Annotated in this window: 18 protein-coding genes and 1 riboswitch; all 18 genes read left to right on the top strand. The window is 36.7% G+C overall.

The features are described from left to right. The first annotated feature begins 15 nt into the window (after positions 1-15). Positions 16-636 (top strand): sulfurtransferase-like selenium metabolism protein YedF, encoded by a 621-nt coding sequence (yedF, locus tag J4O15_RS10850; protein ID WP_208100759.1) that lies wholly within the window; start codon positions 16-18, stop codon positions 634-636. Beyond that, the gene (locus J4O15_RS10845; protein ID WP_208100758.1) at positions 636-1,793 is read left to right on the top strand and encodes an aminotransferase class V-fold PLP-dependent enzyme; all 1,158 of its coding nucleotides are present in this window, start codon (positions 636-638) and stop codon (positions 1,791-1,793) included. The genes yedF and J4O15_RS10845 overlap by 1 nt, the downstream gene beginning before the upstream one ends. Further along, positions 1,790-2,026 (top strand): DUF3343 domain-containing protein, encoded by a 237-nt coding sequence (locus J4O15_RS10840; protein WP_009220175.1) that lies wholly within the window; start codon positions 1,790-1,792, stop codon positions 2,024-2,026. The genes J4O15_RS10845 and J4O15_RS10840 overlap by 4 nt, the downstream gene beginning before the upstream one ends. A gap of 290 nt (positions 2,027-2,316) precedes the next feature. Continuing rightward, complete coding sequence (locus J4O15_RS10835) at positions 2,317-3,696, top strand: uracil-xanthine permease family protein (protein WP_208100757.1); 1,380 nt, start codon at positions 2,317-2,319, stop codon at positions 3,694-3,696. Beyond that, a complete protein-coding gene (yqeC, locus tag J4O15_RS10830) occupies positions 3,693-4,409 on the top strand; it encodes a selenium cofactor biosynthesis protein YqeC (RefSeq protein WP_208100756.1) in 717 nt (238 codons plus the stop codon). Before J4O15_RS10835 ends, yqeC begins: the two co-directional genes overlap by 4 nt. 9 nt (positions 4,410-4,418) lie before the next feature. Then, positions 4,419-5,219: a selenium-dependent molybdenum cofactor biosynthesis protein YqeB gene (yqeB, locus tag J4O15_RS10825; protein ID WP_208100755.1), complete on the top strand. Its 801-nt coding sequence runs from the start codon at positions 4,419-4,421 to the stop codon at positions 5,217-5,219. Beyond that, positions 5,219-5,806 (top strand): nucleotidyltransferase family protein, encoded by a 588-nt coding sequence (locus J4O15_RS10820; RefSeq protein ID WP_208100754.1) that lies wholly within the window; start codon positions 5,219-5,221, stop codon positions 5,804-5,806. Before yqeB ends, J4O15_RS10820 begins: the two co-directional genes overlap by 1 nt. Before the next feature lie 175 nt (positions 5,807-5,981). Next, positions 5,982-6,078, top strand: a riboswitch (purine riboswitch). Positions 6,079-6,138: 60 nt separating this feature from the next. After that, positions 6,139-7,401, top strand: a complete 1,263-nt coding sequence (locus J4O15_RS10815; RefSeq protein WP_208100753.1) for an amidohydrolase family protein — start codon at positions 6,139-6,141, stop codon at positions 7,399-7,401. Between the two features lie 147 nt (positions 7,402-7,548). After that, complete coding sequence (gene xdhA / locus J4O15_RS10810; RefSeq protein WP_208100752.1) at positions 7,549-9,840, top strand: xanthine dehydrogenase subunit XdhA; 2,292 nt, start codon at positions 7,549-7,551, stop codon at positions 9,838-9,840. Between the two features lie 9 nt (positions 9,841-9,849). After that, the gene (gene xdhB, locus J4O15_RS10805) at positions 9,850-10,749 is read left to right on the top strand and encodes a xanthine dehydrogenase subunit XdhB (protein WP_009220182.1); all 900 of its coding nucleotides are present in this window, start codon (positions 9,850-9,852) and stop codon (positions 10,747-10,749) included. Then, positions 10,730-11,221, top strand: coding sequence for a xanthine dehydrogenase subunit XdhC (gene xdhC, locus J4O15_RS10800; RefSeq protein WP_008752137.1), 492 nt, complete (start codon positions 10,730-10,732; stop codon positions 11,219-11,221). The genes xdhB and xdhC overlap by 20 nt, the downstream gene beginning before the upstream one ends. A 29-nt stretch (positions 11,222-11,250) precedes the next feature. After that, positions 11,251-12,984 carry an adenine deaminase gene (gene ade / locus J4O15_RS10795; RefSeq protein WP_208100751.1) on the top strand — a complete coding sequence of 578 codons (1,734 nt, stop codon included), beginning with the start codon at positions 11,251-11,253 and terminating at the stop codon, positions 12,982-12,984. A gap of 123 nt (positions 12,985-13,107) precedes the next feature. After that, positions 13,108-14,490, top strand: coding sequence for an NCS2 family permease (locus J4O15_RS10790; protein ID WP_009220184.1), 1,383 nt, complete (start codon positions 13,108-13,110; stop codon positions 14,488-14,490). Between the two features lie 347 nt (positions 14,491-14,837). Beyond that, entirely contained in the window at positions 14,838-15,530 is a 693-nt protein-coding gene (locus J4O15_RS10785; protein ID WP_009220186.1) for an N-acetylmannosamine-6-phosphate 2-epimerase, read from the top strand. Between the two features lie 39 nt (positions 15,531-15,569). Continuing rightward, on the top strand, positions 15,570-16,859 hold the full coding sequence (locus J4O15_RS10780) for an ABC transporter substrate-binding protein (protein ID WP_009220187.1): 1,290 nt from the start codon (positions 15,570-15,572) through the stop codon (positions 16,857-16,859). Positions 16,860-16,934: 75 nt separating this feature from the next. Continuing rightward, positions 16,935-17,852: a carbohydrate ABC transporter permease gene (locus tag J4O15_RS10775; RefSeq protein ID WP_208100750.1), complete on the top strand. Its 918-nt coding sequence runs from the start codon at positions 16,935-16,937 to the stop codon at positions 17,850-17,852. A 20-nt stretch (positions 17,853-17,872) separates the two neighbouring features. Next, entirely contained in the window at positions 17,873-18,706 is an 834-nt protein-coding gene (locus J4O15_RS10770) for a carbohydrate ABC transporter permease (RefSeq protein WP_040457664.1), read from the top strand. Positions 18,707-18,709: 3 nt separating this feature from the next. Continuing rightward, the gene (locus tag J4O15_RS10765; protein WP_208100749.1) at positions 18,710-20,272 is read left to right on the top strand and encodes a DUF4127 family protein; all 1,563 of its coding nucleotides are present in this window, start codon (positions 18,710-18,712) and stop codon (positions 20,270-20,272) included. The last annotated feature ends 88 nt before the right edge of the window (positions 20,273-20,360 follow it).

The following is a 20,360-nucleotide window of genomic DNA, read 5'->3' as shown; positions in this document are numbered from 1 at the left end:
GAAAAGAGGTAAAATATGATTAAAGTTAATGCAATTGGAGATGCATGTCCTATACCTGTAGTTAAAACAAAGAATGCAATAAAAGAGATTGGTGGAAGCGGTGTAGTAGAGGTAAGCGTTGACAATGAGATAGCTGTACAAAACCTGTTGAAAATGGCAAAACAAAAGGATTATGAGGCAAGTTCGGAAAAAAAATCGGATAAAGAATATGTCGTTACAATAAATGTAGCAGGTGAAGCCACAGCTGATAAATCACCACAGGTAAAGGCGACGCAGGTAAAATCCGATGAAATAAAATTAAAAGAAACAATTGTTGTAATTGATTCGGATAAGATGGGAGAGGGAGATGAGGAGTTTAGTAAAACTCTTTTAAAGGGCTTTATATATGCATTAAGTTCTCAAGATATTCCTCCGGCTAAAATAATTTTTTATAATTCAGGTGTAAGAATGACTACAGAGGGTTCTGCAAGTATAGAGGATTTGAAAGTTTTGGAAAATGCAGGTGCAAAGATATATTCATGCGGTGCATGCTTAAATAACTACGGTTTGACAGAAAAGTTGCTGGTAGGTGAGGCTACAAATATGTACAATATTGTGGAATATTTGCTGGCTGCCGACCTTGTGGTAAGACCATAATGATTTATTTAGACAATGCGGCTACCACATTCAAAAAGCCGGTAAATGTAATAGAAGCGATAAATCATGCGCTTACTTCTTATGGAAACAGCGGGAGGGGGGCACATAAGGCTTCACTGGATTCGGGAAGAATGATTTATGAAACCAGAGAAAAAATCTCAAGTTTTTTTGGAAGCAGCGATCCTTCAAAAGTTATTTTTACCTCCAATGCAACTGAAGGGTTAAATATTGTACTTTTCGGTTTGTTTAAAAGCGGGGACCATGTGATAAGTACAGTGACTGAACATAACAGTGTATTAAGACCGCTGTATAAAATGGAAAAAGAAAGAGGTCTTAGCTTAGACTTTGTCGGCATAGATGAATGTGGAAGATTAAAATATAATGAATTTGAAGAATATATAAGACCGAATACAAGAGCAATAGTGGTAAATCATATATCCAATGTATCGGGAGAAATAGCCGATATTGAATATATAAGTAAAATTGCCGGGGCAAATAATCTGTATTTAATAGTGGATGCTTCACAAAGTGCAGGCAGTATAGATATAGATATGGAAAAAATGGGCATAGATATACTTTGCTTTACAGGTCATAAGGCTTTATTCGGTCCCGGAGGCACGGGAGGTATAGTATTAAATAAAGATATAATGATTGATACTTTCAAGGTTGGAGGAAGCGGGGTGCAATCTTTTAATAAGGAGCAGCCGGGTGAATATCCTACAAGGCTTGAAGCAGGCACATTAAATATAATGGGTATAGCAGGTCTTGGCGCCGGTATAGATTTTATAAATGAAGTCGGGATAAAGAATATACATAAAAAGGAAATGTATCTTTTAAAAAGATTGTATGAGGGAACGGTGGACATTGAAGGCATCAGATATTATATGGACTGCGATGAACTTAAAAAACCGTCTGAAAATATATGGCATGGGAGTATTCTTTCCATGAATATTGAGGGAATATATTCGGGAGATTTTGCGGATTGTTTGGGGCAGGATTATGATATAGCCACAAGAGCAGGAGCGCATTGTGCACCTTTAATACATGAAGCTTTCAAAACAAAGGAAACGGGAATGGTAAGATTTTCTTTCTCATATTTTAATACAGAGGAAGAAATTGATACTGCAATTAAAGCAATAAAAGAAATAGTAAAATGAGAGAAAAAAGTTGGAAATACATAGTTACCTTTCATACTACCACAGCGGCAATGGCATTTGAGAAATTATGTGAGGCAAAGGCTGTACCGGGAAGACTTATACCGGTGCCTAAAGAAATTTCATCAGGATGCGGACTGGCATGGTGTGTGGATTTTGAGTCTGCAAATCTTATAGATGATTTAATAAGAGAGGAAAATCCCTCATATAACAGTGCGGACAAGGTGTGGCATTAGTGTCAGAATTTACAAATAATAAAAAAAATTAAATTGATTTTAATGATAAAAAATGATATCATACAATAAAGAAAAAATAAACAATCTTTTTTTTATTTAAAATCATACAAAAAAGGTTTATTATTAAATGACCATTTCAGATAGGGTAAAACTCATCAGATAGTCTGTATCCGGTGAGTTTTAAATATTTTGAGCGAATGTCTTTAGGGGGAATATCAGTATAAATCCTTAGTATATTACATCTCTTAGTAGATGCAAAATAAATAAATATATTTTTAGGAGGAGTATTAATGGGTGTAAAATCAGGTGGTTCAGATGTAAGTATTGACAATATTTATAAGCTGGACGGAAGGGTTCCGGTGGCAAAGGCAATACCTTTCGGATTGCAGCATGTTATGGCGATGTTTGTGTCAAATTTGGCACCTATAGCTATGGTATGTGGTGTAGCAAAATTGTTGGGAAGTGATCAGACAGGAATTAGTGGAGTGGAACTTGCAAGGCTTTTGCAAAGTGCTATGTTTATAGCAGGTCTTGGAACTTTGATACAGTTATATCCTGTATGGAGAATCGGTGCAAGATTGCCGGTTGTAATGGGTGTCAGCTTCACCTTTGTTGCAACATTGACCTACATTGCATCTAATTTTAATTATCAAACGATGATTGGTGCGGTAATAGTCGGTGGATGTGTGGAAGGTTGTCTTGGTTTAACCTATAAGTATTGGAAAAGTATTATTTCGCCTATAGTTTCGGCAAGTGTTGTTACCACAATCGGATTTTCTTTATTATCTGTAGGTGCAAAAAGCTTTGGTGGTGGGTATGTAGATGATTTCGGTGCTCCGAAATATATGATTGTAGGACTTATTACCCTTGTTGCATGTATAACATTCAGTGCATTGGCAAAGGGCTTTTGGAAGCAACTTAATGTAATGTTCGGTCTTATAGTGGGATATATAGCAGCTTTTATATTTGGTATTGTGGATTTCTCACATTTTGCAAGCACAATAAATGAAGTAGGATTTATAGAATTGCCAAGAGTGCTGCCATATAAGCCGTTATTTAATGTAAGTGCAATTTTATCGTTGGTAGTGGTATTCCTTGTATCTGCAGCGGAGACTATAGGTGATACAACTGCCGTAGTGGCAGGTGGACTTGACAGAGATATTACAGAAAAGGAAGTGTCCGGATCACTGGCATGTGACGGCTTTTTAAGTGCGGTATCGGGATTATTCGGCTGTACTCCTATTACATCATTTTCACAAAATGTAGGTCTTATTGCAATGACAAAGGTAGTAAACAGATTTACTATAATGTTTGGTGCATTGACACTTATCTTGGCAGGATTATTCCCACCTATAGGTGCATTTTTCTCAACATTACCACAGCCTGTACTCGGTGGATGTACAATAATGATGTTCGGTACTATAGTGGTAAGCGGAATGAATATGATTGGAAAATGCGGCTTTAATCAGAGAAATACTGTAATTGTGGCATTATCTATAAGCATCGGTATAGGTTTCACCCAGACACCTGATATATTCAGATATTTCCCAAGCGTAATAGGGGATATTTTTGCAGGTAATTCAGTGGCAGGTGTGTTTGTACTTTCAATGCTTTTAAACTTTATATTGCCAAAGGATATGGATGTAAAGAAACTGGTTGGAATGCGATGAAAAAAACCATGATATCATTAGTTGGTGGTGGTGGAAAAACCACCACCATGTTTTATATAGGAAAATATTTTGCAAATAGCGGGGAAAGGGTTATTATTACCACAAGTACTCATATAATAAAGCCGGATAATTATTTGGAGATAAATGCGGCTAAAGAACTTAGAGAATTTGAATTTGGTACAGAACCTTTAGTAATAGGTGTAGATGAGGGAAAGAAACTTTCATCAATTGATTTAAAGGAGCTGAATCGTTTAAGATTATATTCCGATATAGTGCTGGTGGAGGCTGACGGTGCAAAGGGATTTCCTATAAAGCTGCCAAGAGAAGGTGAGCCTGTAATACCAAGAAATACTAATATATGTATAATTTGTATGGGTATTGATGCCGTTGGAAAGAGTCTTAAAGAATGTTGTTTTAGATATGAGAGAGCAGAAGAGCTATTTGGTTGGGATGAAGAACATATCCTTACCTGCAGGGATGCCGCTTTTATTTTGACGGATTCAAGAGTAGGGAGAAAAGGGCTGCTACATGATGTTAAAATATTGTTTGTTATAAATAAAGTAGATACAAAAGAAGATATGAAAAAAGCCTTGGAGGTTGAAAAATTTATTAAAATCTTATGTAAGGCAAAGAGTGTTTCGAATTATAAGGTTTCAATTACTTCATATAAAAACAACAGGGAGTTTTGTGATTTTGATTTTTTAGTTGAGTAAGAGGTTTTGATGGATAAAAAGATTTGGATAAGAGGTGCCGGAGACTTGGCGACAGGAATTGCTTTGAGGCTTTTTAGGTCAGGTTTTGATGTAATAATGTCGGATATTGATACGCCTACAACAGTCAGAAGAACGGTGGCATTTTCCCCTGCAATATATAATAAAGAGGCAGTGGTAGAGGGGATTTGCGGAAAGCTTTGTGAAAATATCGCTATGATAGATGAGATAATAAAAGCAGGCTGCATACCGATTATAGTTGATCAGGGCGGCGATATTATGAGAGAATATAAGCCCGATGTGATAGTTGATGCTATAATTGCCAAAACCAATATAGGAACCAAAATTGATGATGCAAAGATGGTAATAGGAGTCGGACCGGGATTTGAGGCAGGTGTAGACTGTCATGCCGTAGTAGAGACTAAAAGAGGACATAATCTTGGGAGAGTGTTGTGGAAGGGCTGTGCATTTCCAAATACCGGTGTACCCGGAAATATAGGCGGGTATACGGTGGAAAGAATCATCAGAGCCGTTGCCGACGGAAGTTTTAGGGCAAATGTAAGTATCGGTGATAATGTTAAAGCGGGTGATTTAGTTGCTTTTTGCGGTGAGGTTCCGGTATATGCGGGTATTGACGGAATAGTCAGAGGACTTTTACAGGATGGAGTACAAGTTAAAAAGGGTATGAAATCAGGTGATATAGATCCAAGAGCAAAAAAAGAGTATTGCTTTAGCGTATCGGATAAGGCAAGTGCCATAGGAGGCGGAGTGTTGGAAGCTGTACTTGGCATGATGAACGGCAGGAAAGTCTGATGGATTTGGTGATTTTGGCGGCGGGAGAGGGCAAAAGGTTCGGAGGAGATAAGCTTCTGGCAGATATCAAGGGAATCAAGCTTTATCAATATATGGAAAAAATATATAATCAGGCGTATGACTTTGATAATAAGATAATAGTGAGTAAAGACGGTGAGATACTTGAATATTACAAGGGCAGAGGATTTACTTCCATATATAATGACAAACCTGAACTTGGAAAATCTCGATCCATAAAACTGGCTGTAGAAGAGCTGAAAAAAATTGAGAATTCGGGCAGTGCCCTCTTTGGAGTATGTGACCAGCCGCTTTTAAGGTCTGATACCATATCAAAGATAATAGATGAATTTCAAAAATCGAATAAAACTATAAGTAGTGTAAGATGTGGAAACAGGCTTGGTAACCCATGCATATTTTCAAATAAATACTTTGATGAGTTGCTTAGGCTGGGAGAAGATGAAGGTGGTAAAAAGCTTATAAAGGCGCATATTTGTGAGGTTTTATTTGTTGATATTGAAAATGAGGATGAGCTTATGGATATTGATACAAAAGATGCTTATAATTATGTACTTAAGAAAATACATTGAAAAAAACATAATAGTATAATTGCTTTATATATATTGATAATTTAAATAAATATAGGACATTATTCATATAAAAAAATCAAAAAAAAATTGACTAAAAATTAATTAGATGTTATTCTTTATATAAATAAATACTTGAGTTATATATATTGGATGTTTTCTTTTAGAAGAAATGCATAAGAATATTGAATAAGAGGCCTAATATAAGCTCATAATCGGTTGAGCGTCTCTACCAATTACCGTAATAATTGACTATAGGCCCACAGAAATTGTGGGTGGAGTGGGGTGTTTCCATGCACAATGGAATACACCTCATATTTTTATTAGGGGAGAATATGATAGTTAAGGGGAATTTGGTGGATTGTACCGAAAAAGGTACAATCAGAATAAGGAAAAAAAACTGTATAGTGATTAAAGAAGGTATTATTTCAAAAATATATTCGGAAAATGAATTGCCTGATTCTTTAAAGAATGAAGAGATTGAAGACTATGGTGATTCCTTAATAATACCGGGACTTATAGACATGCATTTACATGCTCCACAATTTGCTTTCAGAGGGCTTGGAATGGATATGGAACTTTTAGACTGGCTGAATACATATACATTTCCTGAGGAAGCAAAATATAAGGATATTGAATATGCAAAAAAAGCCTATAAAAAGTTTGTGGATGCTCTGACTAAGAGTTATTCTACAAGGGCAATTGTATTTGCCACCCTACATACACAAGCAACAATATTATTGATGGATATGCTGGAAGAGAGCGGACTGAAATGCTTTGTAGGTAAAGTAAATATGGACAGAAATTCTACGGATGAACTTATTGAAACTACAGAGTCATCCATAGATTCTACAAATAAATGGTTGGAGATCTGCGAAAGCAGATATCAAAATACCAAACCTGTAATTACACCAAGATTTATACCAAGCTGCAGTGATAAGCTGATGAAGGAACTTGGAAAGATCAGAGGTGAAAATTACGGTTTACAGTCACATTTATCCGAAAATCCCAAGGAAATAGAATGGGTGAAGGAACTTTGTCCGGATGCAACAGGATATCTGGATGCCTATGATAAAAGGGGTAGCTTAAATAAAAGCAAAGTGCCTACCGTGATGGCACATTGCGTATACTCCGATGAAAAGGAAATGGAGCTTTTAAAGGAGAGGGATGTATATGTGGCACATTGTCCGCAGTCAAATATCTGCCTTTCATCAGGTATAGCTCCGATAAGGAAGTTCCTTAACAGTGGTATAAAGGTCGGTCTTGGAAGTGATATAGCAGCCGGCTATTCACTGAATATATTAAATCAGGTGGTAGAGGCGATAGGGCTTTCAAAGCTTTATTGGAGATATATAGATAAAAATTCAAAACCTTTGGAGCTTGCCGAGGCGTTTTCCATGGCAACCAGAATTCCGGGAAGCTATTTTGGGAAGGTTGGAGCATTTGAGGAGGGCTTTGAAGCGGATATGCTTATCATAGATGATGGAGTATTAAATAAAGATATTGACGATTTAAGAAAAAGATTTGAAAGATTTTTATATTTATCGGATGAATGTTCTATGAAAGCAAAATATGTATCAGGAAAAAAAATCTTATAAGTTAATTATTATAGGCTTTATTTTATATCTTAAACATATATGTTTCCAATGTTGTAAAGTAATTGAAAACAATCGATTCTTGCAGGAGATATAGGATAAAACTATAATTTGATTAATATAAAATATTAGAATTAGAGAGGAAAGAATATGGAGGTTGGAAAAAGTATTGCCAGAGTAGATGCATTTGACAAGGTCACAGGCAGAACAAAGTATACCGATGATTTATGTGATGCGAGTGCCTATGTGGCAAAGATTTTGCATTCTACAATAGCTCATGGTAAGGTGCTTTCAGTTGATACTAGTGAAGCGGAGAAGATTGAAGGAGTTGTAAAGATTGTTACATGCTTTGATCTGGGACAGTATAGAAATTACTTTCCTACAGCAGGACATCCATGGTCTACTGATGTAAGCCATCAGGACGTTGCAGACAGATTATTGCTTACCGATGAAGTTAAATTCTATGGTGATGATGTTGCTGCGGTTATAGCTGAAAATGAGGTGGCTGCAAGTCAGGCTCTCAGAGCTATAAAGGTGGAATATGAGGAGTATCCTGTAGTTACAGATGTTTTGGAAGCTATGAAGGACGGTGCACCACAGATTCATAAGGATTACCCTAATAATATTTTAAAGCATACAAGTATCAGCAGAGGTAATTATGCTGAGGCAATCAAAGAAGAGGGCCTTACTGTAGTTGACAGATGGTATAATACTGAACCTGTACAGCATTGCCATATAGAGAACTTTATCTGCTACGCATATGCAGAAGGCAAAAGAATTACGATAGTAGCTTCTACACAGATTCCTCATATTGCAAGAAGAGTTGTAGGTCAGGCTCTCGGTATTCCTTGGGGAGATGTAAGAGTTATTAAGCCTTATATCGGTGGTGGCTTCGGAAATAAGCAGGATATACTATATGAGCCGCTTTGTGCATTCCTTTCATTACAGGTGGGAGGACATCTTGTAAAGCTTGATTGCAGCAGAGAGGAAACTTTCTTTGCAAACAGAACAAGACATGGCATAAGGTTCCATATAATTTCACATGTAAGAAAAGACGGTACGTATGCCGCAAGAAAGATAGAAGCATTCTCAAACCAGGGTGCATATGCTTCGCACGGACATTCTATTGCAGCAAAGGGACTGGGAGCTTTCCCACAGCTTTATCCATGTGATAATGTTGAGGGTGATGCATATACTGTATTTACAAACAGACCTGTAGCCGGAGCTATGAGAGGATACGGTATACCTCAGGCTATGTTTGCGGTAGAGTCTCATACAGAGGATGTTGCAAAGATAATGGGCATTGCACCTATTGACTTCAGACTTAAGAACCTTATGCCGCAGGGATATAAGGACGCTTTTTCAAAGAATGAAAACTACTATGATACATTCAGACAATGTATCGAAAAAGGTAAAGCTTATATGGACTATGATAACAGAGTCAAAGAGCTTTCAAAACAGACAGGCAGAGTAAGAACAGGTATAGGAATGGCTGCATTCTGGTATAATACTGCGGTTTGGCCTATATCACTTGAGTCATCATCATCAAGACTTGTACTTAATCAGGACGGTTCTGTAACATTACAGCTTGGTGAGACCGAAATCGGTCAGGGTGCGGATACGGCATTCTCACAGATGGCGGCTGAGATTCTTGGAATCAGTACAGATGAAGTACATATCGTTTCAAACCAGGATACAGATATTACTCCTTTCGGTACAGGCGCATATGCATCGAGACAGACCTATATAGGCGGTTTCTCTATTGCCAAGACAGCAGGACTTTTGAAGGAGAAGATACTTGATTATGCATATATTTTGACAAATATGCCACCTGCAATCACAGATATCAAGAATTCTATGATAATAAGAACTACTGATAACAGAGAACTTATTTCATTAAAGGATTTGGCAACGGAAGCACTTTATTCTCTAAGTGACAGCAGACATATTACAGCGGAGTCTACAGCACAAATAAAATCAAATGCATATTCATTCGGATGCTGTTTTGCAGAGGTTGAAGTTGATATTGATATGTGTAAAGCAAAGCTCACAAAGATAATAAATGTACATGACTGCGGTAAGCTTATCAACCCTGCGCTTGCTAAGGCACAGGTTGAGGGCGGTATGAGTATGGGTATAGGATATGCACTCTCGGAGGTACAGCTTGTAGATAAGAAGACAGGAAAAGTTTTAAATGATAACCTGCTTGATTATAAGCTTTCTACATGTATGGATCATCCACATCTTGAGACGGCGTTCGTTGAAAATCCTGAGCCTACATCACCATTCGGTACAAAATCATTGGGTGAGCCACCGGTTTGTCCTGTGGCACCGGCTATAAGAAACGCTATTATGAATGCTACAGGTGTAGGTGTTAATGAATTACCTTTACGTCCGGAAAAACTGTATGAATATTTTGACAAAGCAGGTTTACTTAAGTAGGAGGAAGAAATGTACGATATAAAAGCTTTATATGAGGCGACAAGCGTAGATGATGCTTGCAGACTTTTAAAAGAACATCCGGACTCACAGGTTATTGCCGGCGGAAGTGATGTTTTGGTACAGATAAGAGAAGGAAAGAGAGCGGGTAAGGAGCTTGTAAGTATCTATATGCTTGATGAGCTTAGAGGTATCTGCCTTGATGCCGATGAAAATATAAGAATAGGATCTTTAACAAGCTTCTCACATATTACAAAGAATCCTATTATACAAAAATACATAAATGTACTTGGTGAAGCTGTGGATCAGATAGGTGGACCGCAGATCAGAAATATAGGAACTATCGGTGGAAATACATGTAACGGTGTTACATCAGCAGACTCCGCTTCCACACTTTTTGCATGGGATGCACAGGTTGAGATAGCCGGAGAGGGCTACAGAAGATTAGTACCTATAAATGAATTTTATATAAAGGCCGGAACAGTGGATTTAAAAGAGGGTGAAATACAGACAGCTATCATCATTCCGAAGAAAGCTTATGAGGGTTATAAGGGACATTATATAAAATATGCCATGAGAGAGGCTATGGATATCGCTACTACAGGATGTTCGGTAAATGTAAAACTCTCAGAGGATAAAAAGACATTCGAAGATGTAAGAATAGCTTATGGTGTAGCAGGTCCTATCCCTATGAGAGTACATACAGCGGAAAACTTTATCAGAGGTAAAGAAGTTAATGAGGAGAATATAGAGGCTTTTGCTCAGAAAGTTTTGGAAGATATAAATCCTCGTGATTCATGGAGAGCAAGTAAAGCTTTCAGATGTCATATAGGCGTGGTTATGGCAAGAAAAGCCTGTGAAAAGGCTGTAAAACAGGCAGGAGGTAAGGTCGATGACAGGGCAGAGTTATAAATTAGTCAGTTGTACCATCAATGGTAAGAAATGTGAGAAAATGGTAGATGTAAGAAGCTCACTTACAGATATGCTTAGAAATGACTACAGACTTACTTCTGTAAAGAAAGGCTGTGAGGTAGGAGAGTGTGGAGCATGTAATGTCCTTATAGACGGTGAAGCATTCAACTCATGTATCTACCTGGCAGTTTGGGCTGAGGGCAAGGATATCCTCACATTGGAAGGTCTTATGGGACCAAATGGAGAAATTTCAGATTTACAGCAGGCATTTATAGATGAAGCGGCGGTACAATGCGGATTCTGTACACCGGGATTTGTAATGTCGGCTACCGAAATTCTAAACAGCGGAAAACTGTATTCAAAAGAAGAACTTAGAAAACTCCTTTCAGGACATCTTTGCAGATGTACAGGTTATGAAAATATACTTGTAGCGGTTGAAAAGACAATGAAAAAGAGACTTGGAGTAGAATAATAAAGGATAGCTGAACTTTCGGAGGGAGTATGGACAAAGACAGCTTAAAGCGACTGATTGATGTGGCGAATGGGAAGAAAAAAGCGGAACTTGTAATAAAAAACGGATCTATTGTAGATGTTTGCAGCGGTAAAGTATTCAAAACCGATTTGGCTATAGCAGAAGGATATATTGCAGGATTTGGAGAGTATGAAGGTGAAAAAGAAATAGATATAGAAGGAAAATATATTTCTCCGGGACTTATGGATGCACATATTCATATTGAGTCCTCATACTGCACTCCGGAGGAGTTTGGCAGGATGGTGGTGCCTCATGGCACTACCACGGTCATTGCCGATCCTCATGAGATAGTGAATGTATGTGGAATAAACGGATTTCACTATATGCAAAATGCAGCCAAAAACACCTGCCTTTCAGTTAAATATATGATGCCGTCCTGTGTACCTGCAACAAGTATGGAGGATGCGGGATGTATAATACTTGCAAAAGATATGAAAGAAGATATTGTATCCGAAGCTGTTCCGGGACTTGGCGAGTTCATGGATTACAATGCAATAATACAAAATGATGATATTGCACTTGATAAGCTAGTTTTAGCAAGAAATCATAAAAAGATAATAGACGGACATAGTCCCAATCTTTTTGGAAAGGATTTGAATGCATATGTTTGCGGCGGAATAGATACGGACCATGAGTGTTCAACTCTCGAAGAGATGGAAGACAGACTGAGTCGTGGCATATATGTACAATTGCGTCAGGGCTCAGCCTGTCACAATTTGGAAGCACTTATACCCGGTATAAATGAATTTAATTTTAGAAGATGTTTATTATGTTCGGATGACAGACAACCAAAGACTATTTTTGAGGACGGACATCTGGAATATCATCTAAGAACCTTGGTAAAGGCCGGAATATCACCTGTTATGGCTATAGCAATGGCTACAATAAATGTAAGTGATTGCTATGGACTAAAGGACAGAGGAATGATTGTGCCGGGTAAAAGAGCGGATTTTGTTATCTTTGATGATCTTAAAGATTTTAAAGTTTCATCGGTTTATATACTGGGAGAAGAGGTCGCAAAAGACGGAAACTATCTAAAAGAATTAGAAAAGTATGATATCTCGGGAGTATCAGATACCGTACATTTAGATAATTTCAAAAAAGAAATGCTACAAATGTGCCTAAAATCCGATGAAGTTTTCGCAATAGAAATGATTGCGGGAGGAGTGCTGTCTAAAAAGACAAAGATTAAGATAAAAAGGGATGAAAAAGGATTTTTTGTCTTTGATAAAAATATAGATGCCTGCAAATGTGCGGTGATAGAAAGACATCATAATACCGGAAAGGTCGGACTTGGAATTATAAAGGGCTATGGTATTAAGAGCGGAGCAATAGCGGCGTCAGTCGCACATGATTCACATAATATAATATGTGTAGGCGTTAATGATGATGAAATGTATATGGCAATAGAGAATGTGAAGGAAAACGGTGGAGGTTTTTCACTGGTCAAAGACGGTAAGGTAATAGAAAGTCTGTCTTTGCCGGTAGCCGGTCTTATGAGTGATTTGAGCGGAGAAGAGGTATCAAAGAAACTTTTAAGTCTTCACAAAAAGGCTGTGGATGAATTAGGGGTGAATGAAAGTCTTGAGCCTGTAATGTCACTTACTTTTATGTCACTTATGGTTATACCTGAGTTAAAGCTCACTGCCAGAGGCTTGTTCGATATTTTTGAAAACAAGTTTATAGACATTGAGGCGGATTAAGTTTTTAAAATATATTAAATGGCAGTGATATATAGGCTGAATAACTTGAATAAAATTTGACTTAGAGGAAACTAAAAACTCCGGGCCGGATACCGGAGTATAATAAAAAAAAGGAGACTATATATGGAAAAGTTTTTTAAGCTAAAAGAAAATGGGACCGATGTAAAAACTGAAGTCATTGCCGGTATTACAACCTTTATGACAATGGCATATATCCTTGCAGTAAACCCTAATATCCTTGCCGATGCAGGTATGGACAGAGGTGCCGTATTTACAGCAACCGCAGTAGCGGCATTTTTAGGTACTGCATTGATGGCATTATTGGCAAATTATCCGTTTGCACTTGCTCCGGGAATGGGACTTAATGCATATTTTGCATATACCGTAGTTTTAGGTATGGGATATAGCTGGCAGACAGCTCTTACAGCAGTATTTGTAGAAGGTATTATTTTTATAGCACTTTCAGTTACAAATGTGCGTGAGGCTATCTTTAATGCGGTTCCACGAAACTTAAAATCAGCTGTAAGTGTGGGTATCGGACTTTTTATTGCATTTATCGGACTTCAAAATGCTAAGATCGTTATCGGCGGTGCTACATTGGTAGAGTTGTTTTCAATAAAGGGATACAATAGTATTCATGCAGCGGAAGGTGTTGCAGGTTCAGTTAATGATGTCGGTATTACAGTGCTTATAGCAATTATAGGTGTTATTATTACAGCACTTTTAGTTGTAAAGGAAGTTAAGGGAAATATATTACTCGGAATATTGGCAACATGGATTCTTGGAATAATTGCTCAATTAACAGGACTCTATGTCCCAAATCCTGCACTTGGACTCTTCAGCGTATTGCCTGATTTCTCAAACGGACTCAGTATACCAAGTATTGGTCCGGTTTTATTTAAACTTGAGTTTGACAAGATTAAGTCATTAAACTTTGTAGTAGTTATGTTTGCATTCTTATTTGTAGACTTATTTGATACAATCGGAACATTGATCGGTGTATCTACAAAGGCGGGAATGCTTGATAAGGACGGCAAGCTTCCGAATATCAAGGGTGCCTTACTTGCAGATGCTATAGCAACAACAGCAGGTGCAATGCTTGGTACTACTACAGTTACAACATTCGTTGAGTCTGCTTCAGGTGTTTCAGAGGGTGGAAGAACAGGTCTTACAGCAATGACAACAGCTGTTCTCTTTGCAGTATCACTTCTTTTATCACCTATATTCCTTGCTATACCTTCATTTGCAACAGCACCTGCACTTATAGTGGTAGGATTTTATATGTTCACAAATGTGGTACATATTGATTTCTCAGATATGACAGAGGCTATACCTTGCTATATCTGTATAGTTGCAATGCCGCTCTTCTACAGCATTTCAGAAGGTATATCAATGGGAATCATATCATATGTATTGATCAATGCATGTACAGGAAGATCTAAAAAAGTTACACCGCTTATGTATGTACTTTCAATATTGTTTATACTAAAATATGCGTTACTTTAATTAGAGCTTATATTTTCACTGCCTTAAATAAATATTTTAAACAGGGATATGGGGAAACCCATATCTCTTTTTTATCGAGGGTTTTAGTAAAGAAATCATAATTATAAAATTAAATTTTATAAAGTTTAGCATTTAGTAGGCATAGTAGATATAATATATAAATCAATCTAATAAGAGAAAATATGATAAATAGCCGTATTAGTATATTGTGCACAAATAAAAACAATGTAAAATGTGTACTTTTAATAATGCCCGTATGGAGTGAAGAAAGTAAAAACAGAATGATACTAAAGTATTGAAAATTTCTTTCAGAAATGGTAAGATATTTTCAGATGGAGGTAGTAAAAATGAATGACAAAATCAAAAACCTACAAGGGAAACTGATTGTTTCATGTCAGGCACTGGAAAATGAACCTTTACATTCAGACTTCATTATGGGGAGAATGGCTCTCGCAGCAAAGATGGGCGGAGCATGTGGCATCAGAGCAAACTCTATTGTGGATATAGAAGAGATAAAAAAACAGGTTGATTTGCCGATAATCGGAATTATAAAAAAGGATTATGCAGGCAGTGAGGTTTATATCACACCAACTATGGATGAGGTGGATGCTTTGGTAGAGGCAGGAGTTGATATAATTGCTATGGATGCAACATGTAGACTTAGACCTGAGGGAAAGAGTCTTAGGGAATTCTTTTCAGAGGTCAGGGAGAAATATCCGAATACATTATTTATGGCGGATTGCTCCACGGAAGAAGAGGCTTTATTTGCAGATGAAATAGGTTTTGACTTCATCGGTACTACTATGGTCGGTTATACTAAGGAGAGTGAGGGACTTAGAATCGAAGCAAATGATTTTGAGATTCTTAGGAATATCATTTCCAAAGTAAAACACAGGGTTATAGCCGAAGGAAATATAAATACACCTGATAAATGCAGAAGAGTTATAGAGCTTGGTGCTTTCAGCGTAGTAGTGGGTTCTATTATTACAAGACCTCAACTTATAACAAGAGAATTTTCGAAAGTACTTGAGAAAATATAAATTTTATTTTTAATATAAGGAATTAAGGAGGTATTCGGTATGAAAAAAATGTTATCATTGGGATTAAGTTTTTCAATGGCGGTAATGTTGGGAGCTTGTGGAGCAAAAGCAACACCAACTACAACTTCAGTTTCAAGCGAGGGCGGAACGAAGCAAACACAGCGAGAAACAGTCAATTTCTGGTATTTGTGGGGAGGTGAAGAAGCAAAGATTATTGAAGAAATTATCAGTAAGTACAATTCCAGTCAGGATAAGTACGAGGTGGTAGGAACAAGCACACCAGATCAACAAGTAATTATTACAGCTATTTCCGGAGGACAGGGACCGGATATTACTGATGATTTCGGAGGCAGTGTTCCAAAGTATGCAAATGAAAATATTGCACAGAATTTAGATGAATATATTAAAAAAGATAATGTGGACATGACAGCGTTTGTTGATGCCGCTTTGGAACAGCAAAAGTATGAGGGAAGTATCTATTCTTTACCAATAAGTGTGAATGTGTTTGCTCTTTATTATAATAAAGATTTGCTGGATAAGGCGGGAATTACAAAGACACCTCAAACTTTGGAGGAACTTATGCAAATGAGCGAAGATACTACTTTACTTGACGGAGAAAGTTTGACACAATTGGGTGCACCGTTTGTGCCTACCAATTATTGGCCGAATATTTTTACATATGCATACGGCTCAGATTTTGGTCAGCCGAGTAATTGGACGCCTGATAATGAAGGATTTAAAAAATCACTTGAATTTATGGAGAGTCAGGTTAAAAAATTCGGTAAAGATGCTTTGGGTAATTTTATTACTTCCGGTAATTCCAACTTAAATACTCCACAAGATCCGTTTTTAAATGGAACACAGGTATTTCGTATCGACGGACCGTGGCTTTATAACATGGCTAAGGATGCGGGTGTAAATTTTGAAATGATGCCTATCCCCGGTGCTGAAAATGTGGGAGGTGAAGGATGGTCAACAGTAGATACATCTATGCTATATATTCCCACAACAAGTGCGCATAAGGATGGAGCATGGGATTTTATGAAGTATATGTGTATGGGAGAAGGAAATAAACTTTTCTGTAAATTAAAGGGAGATTTGCCACCGACAAAAGCATTATTGGAAGATCAGGAAATTGTTTCACTGTCTCCGGCACAGAGTGTATTTAGCGGAATTGTAGCAAAGAATAATCTTGGAGCACTTCCTCAATCTTTACATACGGTAGAATATTCTAAGGCGATAAAGGATGCGGTTGAGACAGTTTTGTTGGGGGATAGCACAGAACAAGCTTTGACTAAAATGAAAGAGGCTGTAAGTGCTATAAAATAAAAAATAGCTTAATAATAAACTTTAACCTGCTGCTGTATCAGTAGCAGGCTTATTTCAAATAGTTGGGGAAATAAAATGAATAAAACCAATAGACAGTCAGTGAGAACCAATTTAGAAGGATTTCTATTTGCCTTACCTTGGTTGATTGGATTCATAATATTTAGTGTATATCCTATTTTTATGTCAGGCTATTATAGTTTTACAGATTTTAGCGCAATAAAGGATCCTGTGTTTGTCGGACTGGAAAATTATAAGTCTTTGCTTAAAGACCCGTTGTTTTATAAAAGTTTAAAGAATACCGTGGTGTATGTGCTGTTTTCGGTAACTATGGGAATATTTCTTGCATTGGTAATTGCCACCATGCTGAACAAAAAATGGAAAGGGAGAACGATTTTTAGGGCGATTTTCTTTTTACCCTCTGTAGTGCCGGTAGTGGCTTCTACAATGATATGGGTATGGGTATTTGACCCGAATCATGGTTATTTGAACAATTTTTTAAGGATTTTCGGGGTTTCTACAATTAACTGGTTGGGCGATCCCTCTTGGACTATGGCGAGTGTAGTTATGATAACACTTTGGGGGATGGGATCAAGTATGGTGATTTTTTTGGCGGCAATGCAGGACGTTCCAAAAGAATTGTATGAGGCTGCAGGGATAGATGGAGCAGGAGGACTGGCGAAGTTTTTTAGTATAACATTGCCCGGGATAGCTCATGTTGTGCTCTATCAAGTAATACTTACCTTGATTAACGGTTTTCAGTATTTTACTCAAGTATATATTATTATACGAGCACAAAGTGGAAATATTTCGCAGGGTATTAATGGAGGTCCGAGAGATTCATTGATGATGTATCCTCTGTATCTGTTTTATAACGCTTTCACAGTATTAAAAATGGGCAGGGCTGCAGCTATGTCATGGATTTTATTTTTAGTGGTCAGTTTTATAACTTTTGTACTGCTAAAAGTATCTAAAAAATGGGTTATGAATCGTTAACAGATGTAAAGGGTGGGTTTATGGCTATTTTAAAGAAAAAAATATCAAAAATCATATTTTATATCGTAATAGTTGTTATGGCATTTGTGTTTCTTTTTCCATTGCTGGTAATGATTACTACATCCTTTAAAACATATAAAGAGGCATTTGATGTTAAAGTGGGAATTTTACCTCATGCGCTTTATTTAGGAAATTATATTGATGTGTTTAAAACTATTCCTTTTCTAAGATATTTTGGGAATACGATGTGGATTACAGGAATGAATGTACTCGGAACGGTAATCGTGACTCCAATGATAGCTTATTCTTTATCGAAAGTGCGTTGGGCGGGAAGAAATATTATATTCACAATGATTACGGCGACAATGATGATTCCGTATACTGCTATTATGATTCCTTTATATAGGATGTGGGTTAAGTTCGGTTTGGTGGGAAGTTTTTGGCCACTGATTATTCCTTCGTTCTTCGGATATCCTCTTTATATTATTATTTTAAGGCAATTTATGCTGGGAATTCCCGATGAACTTTTGGAATCTGCAAAAATAGATGGTTGTAATGCATGGCAGAGATTTTTTTTGATTGCTCTGCCATTGGCAAAACCGGGTATTGCGACTATTACCATTTTTTCATTTATGTATACATTTTCAGATTTTTTAGGTCCGCTGTTATATGCCAATAAAAGCGAGTTATATACTTTGTCATTAGGCTTATATTCATTTATGAATGAGCATAGTATAAATTGGACATCACTTATGGCGGCTGCCACTATGTTTATGCTTCCGATCTTGATAATATTTTTGATTGGACAAAAACATTTTGTAGAAGGAATTTCGACTTCAGGATTAAAGGGGTAAAGGATGAAAGTATTATATGTTCCACTTGATGATAGAGCATGTAACTATGAATTCCCATACGCTTTGTCAAGGCTGACAGATAATATAGAACTTTTGAGACCGCCACATGTATGGATGGGTTTTTTAAAGCAAGGGGCTGATGTTGAAAAAATATGGGATTGGATTTTTCAAAATGCCGGGGACTGTGAATATGCTATTTTATCTGTTGATACCTTGGTGTATGGGAATTTGGTGAACTCCAGAATACATAATCTTTCTATAGATGTATGTATGGAGAGAATGGATAGATTTCGAGAACTGAAAGAAAAAATACCTAAGATAAAGTTACATGCGTTTAACCTTGTTGCAAGAGTGGCCGCTTACAATAACAGTTTTGAGGATCCTATGTATTGGGATGTTTACGGATATGATATTTGGAGATATACATGCTTTTTGGATAGGGAAAGCAGAGGCGAGATAAGTGAGAGGGAAAGAGAAGAAAAAAATAAAATAGAAAAAAAAATACCGGAAGAAGTCATGACGGATTTTGTTGAACGAAGAAATATTGACAGAGAAGTTAATAAAAAAAGTGCTTTATTAGTGAAGGACAATGTATTTGATACATTGAATATACCTAAAGATGATAATGGAGAATATGGAATGTCTGCAATGGACTCTCAAGTAATGTTGAATGAAGTGAACAGATTGGGTATTTCTCATAGGGTATACATATATCCCGGAACGGATGAAGTGGCTTGTAATATTTTTACACGTATTTTTTGTGAGAGTAAATCATATTTACCAAGAGTATATGTGAGATATTCTGCCACAAATGCACCGTTTGTAGTTCCAAAATACGAAGACAGGTTACTTAGTGAAAGTATAAAATGGCAAATTCATTCAGCAGGCGGTATTTTTGAAGAATGTGCAGAATTTTCCGACTGTATGCTGGCAGTCAATATGTCAGGGACAAAACAAGTGGAAGCATCAAGACAAAAGGAAGATATTGATTCAGCCTTCAGGACAAGTATAAATATCCATGAATTTTTAAATTATATTAAATTTTATAGAAAAATAATGGATAAAAGTATCGGTATTGCTGAAATAAGTTGTTGCAATGGTTGTGAAAACAGTTTTATGGAAATGATGATGCAACTTGATGTATTTCCATATATCACAGCTTTTGGAGGTTGGAATACGGCACAAAATACTATTGGCGTAGTTTTATCACATATAATAATAGCATCATTTTATAAAGGGTACAGAAATAATGTTAGGGCTTATTTAAAGAGTGAAAGTTTTAAGTTGGGATTTTTGCTGTCTGACTGGGTTTGTCAGACACTTTTACAGGATAGAGTATCCAAGGAAGTAGATGACATAAAAAATCTTGATCTATATCGATTAAAGGAAAATCATTTAAAAATTCGTGAGTGGTACATGAATGAGTTAGAAATGTGGTTTAATGAATTTTTAAACAAATATGGTTGGGAGAAAAGTTTTGCTATAAAAAATTTTGATTTTGACTGGGATAGTGTTTATTTTTATAATGTAGTTGTGTCAGAAAAAAATGACCATAAAAATTTGTAAAAGTGGGATTTAGTGGGATGAGTAGGAAATACTTTTGCTTTAACAATGTATTTTTTGTATGTATTATAGGAATAATATTTTTTATATG

The organism is Lachnoanaerobaculum sp. Marseille-Q4761 (assembly GCF_017565785.1).
Lineage (GTDB): Bacteria > Bacillota > Clostridia > Lachnospirales > Lachnospiraceae > Lachnoanaerobaculum.
Note: the sequence above shows the minus strand (reverse complement) of the source record. Positions and strands in the feature narration are given on the sequence as shown.

What these genes read in the sequence shown, in the direction of transcription:
- yedF (WP_208100759.1), top strand. Translation starts at nt 16, where the DNA reads ATGATTAAAGTTAATGCAATTGGAGATGCATGTCCTATACCTGTAGTT.
- J4O15_RS10845 (WP_208100758.1), top strand. Translation starts at nt 636, where the DNA reads ATGATTTATTTAGACAATGCGGCTACCACATTCAAAAAGCCGGTAAAT.
- J4O15_RS10840 (WP_009220175.1), top strand. Translation starts at nt 1,790, where the DNA reads ATGAGAGAAAAAAGTTGGAAATACATAGTTACCTTTCATACTACCACA.
- J4O15_RS10835 (WP_208100757.1), top strand. Translation starts at nt 2,317, where the DNA reads ATGGGTGTAAAATCAGGTGGTTCAGATGTAAGTATTGACAATATTTAT.
- yqeC (WP_208100756.1), top strand. Translation starts at nt 3,693, where the DNA reads ATGAAAAAAACCATGATATCATTAGTTGGTGGTGGTGGAAAAACCACC.
- yqeB (WP_208100755.1), top strand. Translation starts at nt 4,419, where the DNA reads ATGGATAAAAAGATTTGGATAAGAGGTGCCGGAGACTTGGCGACAGGA.
- J4O15_RS10820 (WP_208100754.1), top strand. Translation starts at nt 5,219, where the DNA reads ATGGATTTGGTGATTTTGGCGGCGGGAGAGGGCAAAAGGTTCGGAGGA.
- J4O15_RS10815 (WP_208100753.1), top strand. Translation starts at nt 6,139, where the DNA reads ATGATAGTTAAGGGGAATTTGGTGGATTGTACCGAAAAAGGTACAATC.
- xdhA (WP_208100752.1), top strand. Translation starts at nt 7,549, where the DNA reads ATGGAGGTTGGAAAAAGTATTGCCAGAGTAGATGCATTTGACAAGGTC.
- xdhB (WP_009220182.1), top strand. Translation starts at nt 9,850, where the DNA reads ATGTACGATATAAAAGCTTTATATGAGGCGACAAGCGTAGATGATGCT.
- xdhC (WP_008752137.1), top strand. Translation starts at nt 10,730, where the DNA reads ATGACAGGGCAGAGTTATAAATTAGTCAGTTGTACCATCAATGGTAAG.
- ade (WP_208100751.1), top strand. Translation starts at nt 11,251, where the DNA reads ATGGACAAAGACAGCTTAAAGCGACTGATTGATGTGGCGAATGGGAAG.
- J4O15_RS10790 (WP_009220184.1), top strand. Translation starts at nt 13,108, where the DNA reads ATGGAAAAGTTTTTTAAGCTAAAAGAAAATGGGACCGATGTAAAAACT.
- J4O15_RS10785 (WP_009220186.1), top strand. Translation starts at nt 14,838, where the DNA reads ATGAATGACAAAATCAAAAACCTACAAGGGAAACTGATTGTTTCATGT.
- J4O15_RS10780 (WP_009220187.1), top strand. Translation starts at nt 15,570, where the DNA reads ATGAAAAAAATGTTATCATTGGGATTAAGTTTTTCAATGGCGGTAATG.
- J4O15_RS10775 (WP_208100750.1), top strand. Translation starts at nt 16,935, where the DNA reads ATGAATAAAACCAATAGACAGTCAGTGAGAACCAATTTAGAAGGATTT.
- J4O15_RS10770 (WP_040457664.1), top strand. Translation starts at nt 17,873, where the DNA reads ATGGCTATTTTAAAGAAAAAAATATCAAAAATCATATTTTATATCGTA.
- J4O15_RS10765 (WP_208100749.1), top strand. Translation starts at nt 18,710, where the DNA reads ATGAAAGTATTATATGTTCCACTTGATGATAGAGCATGTAACTATGAA.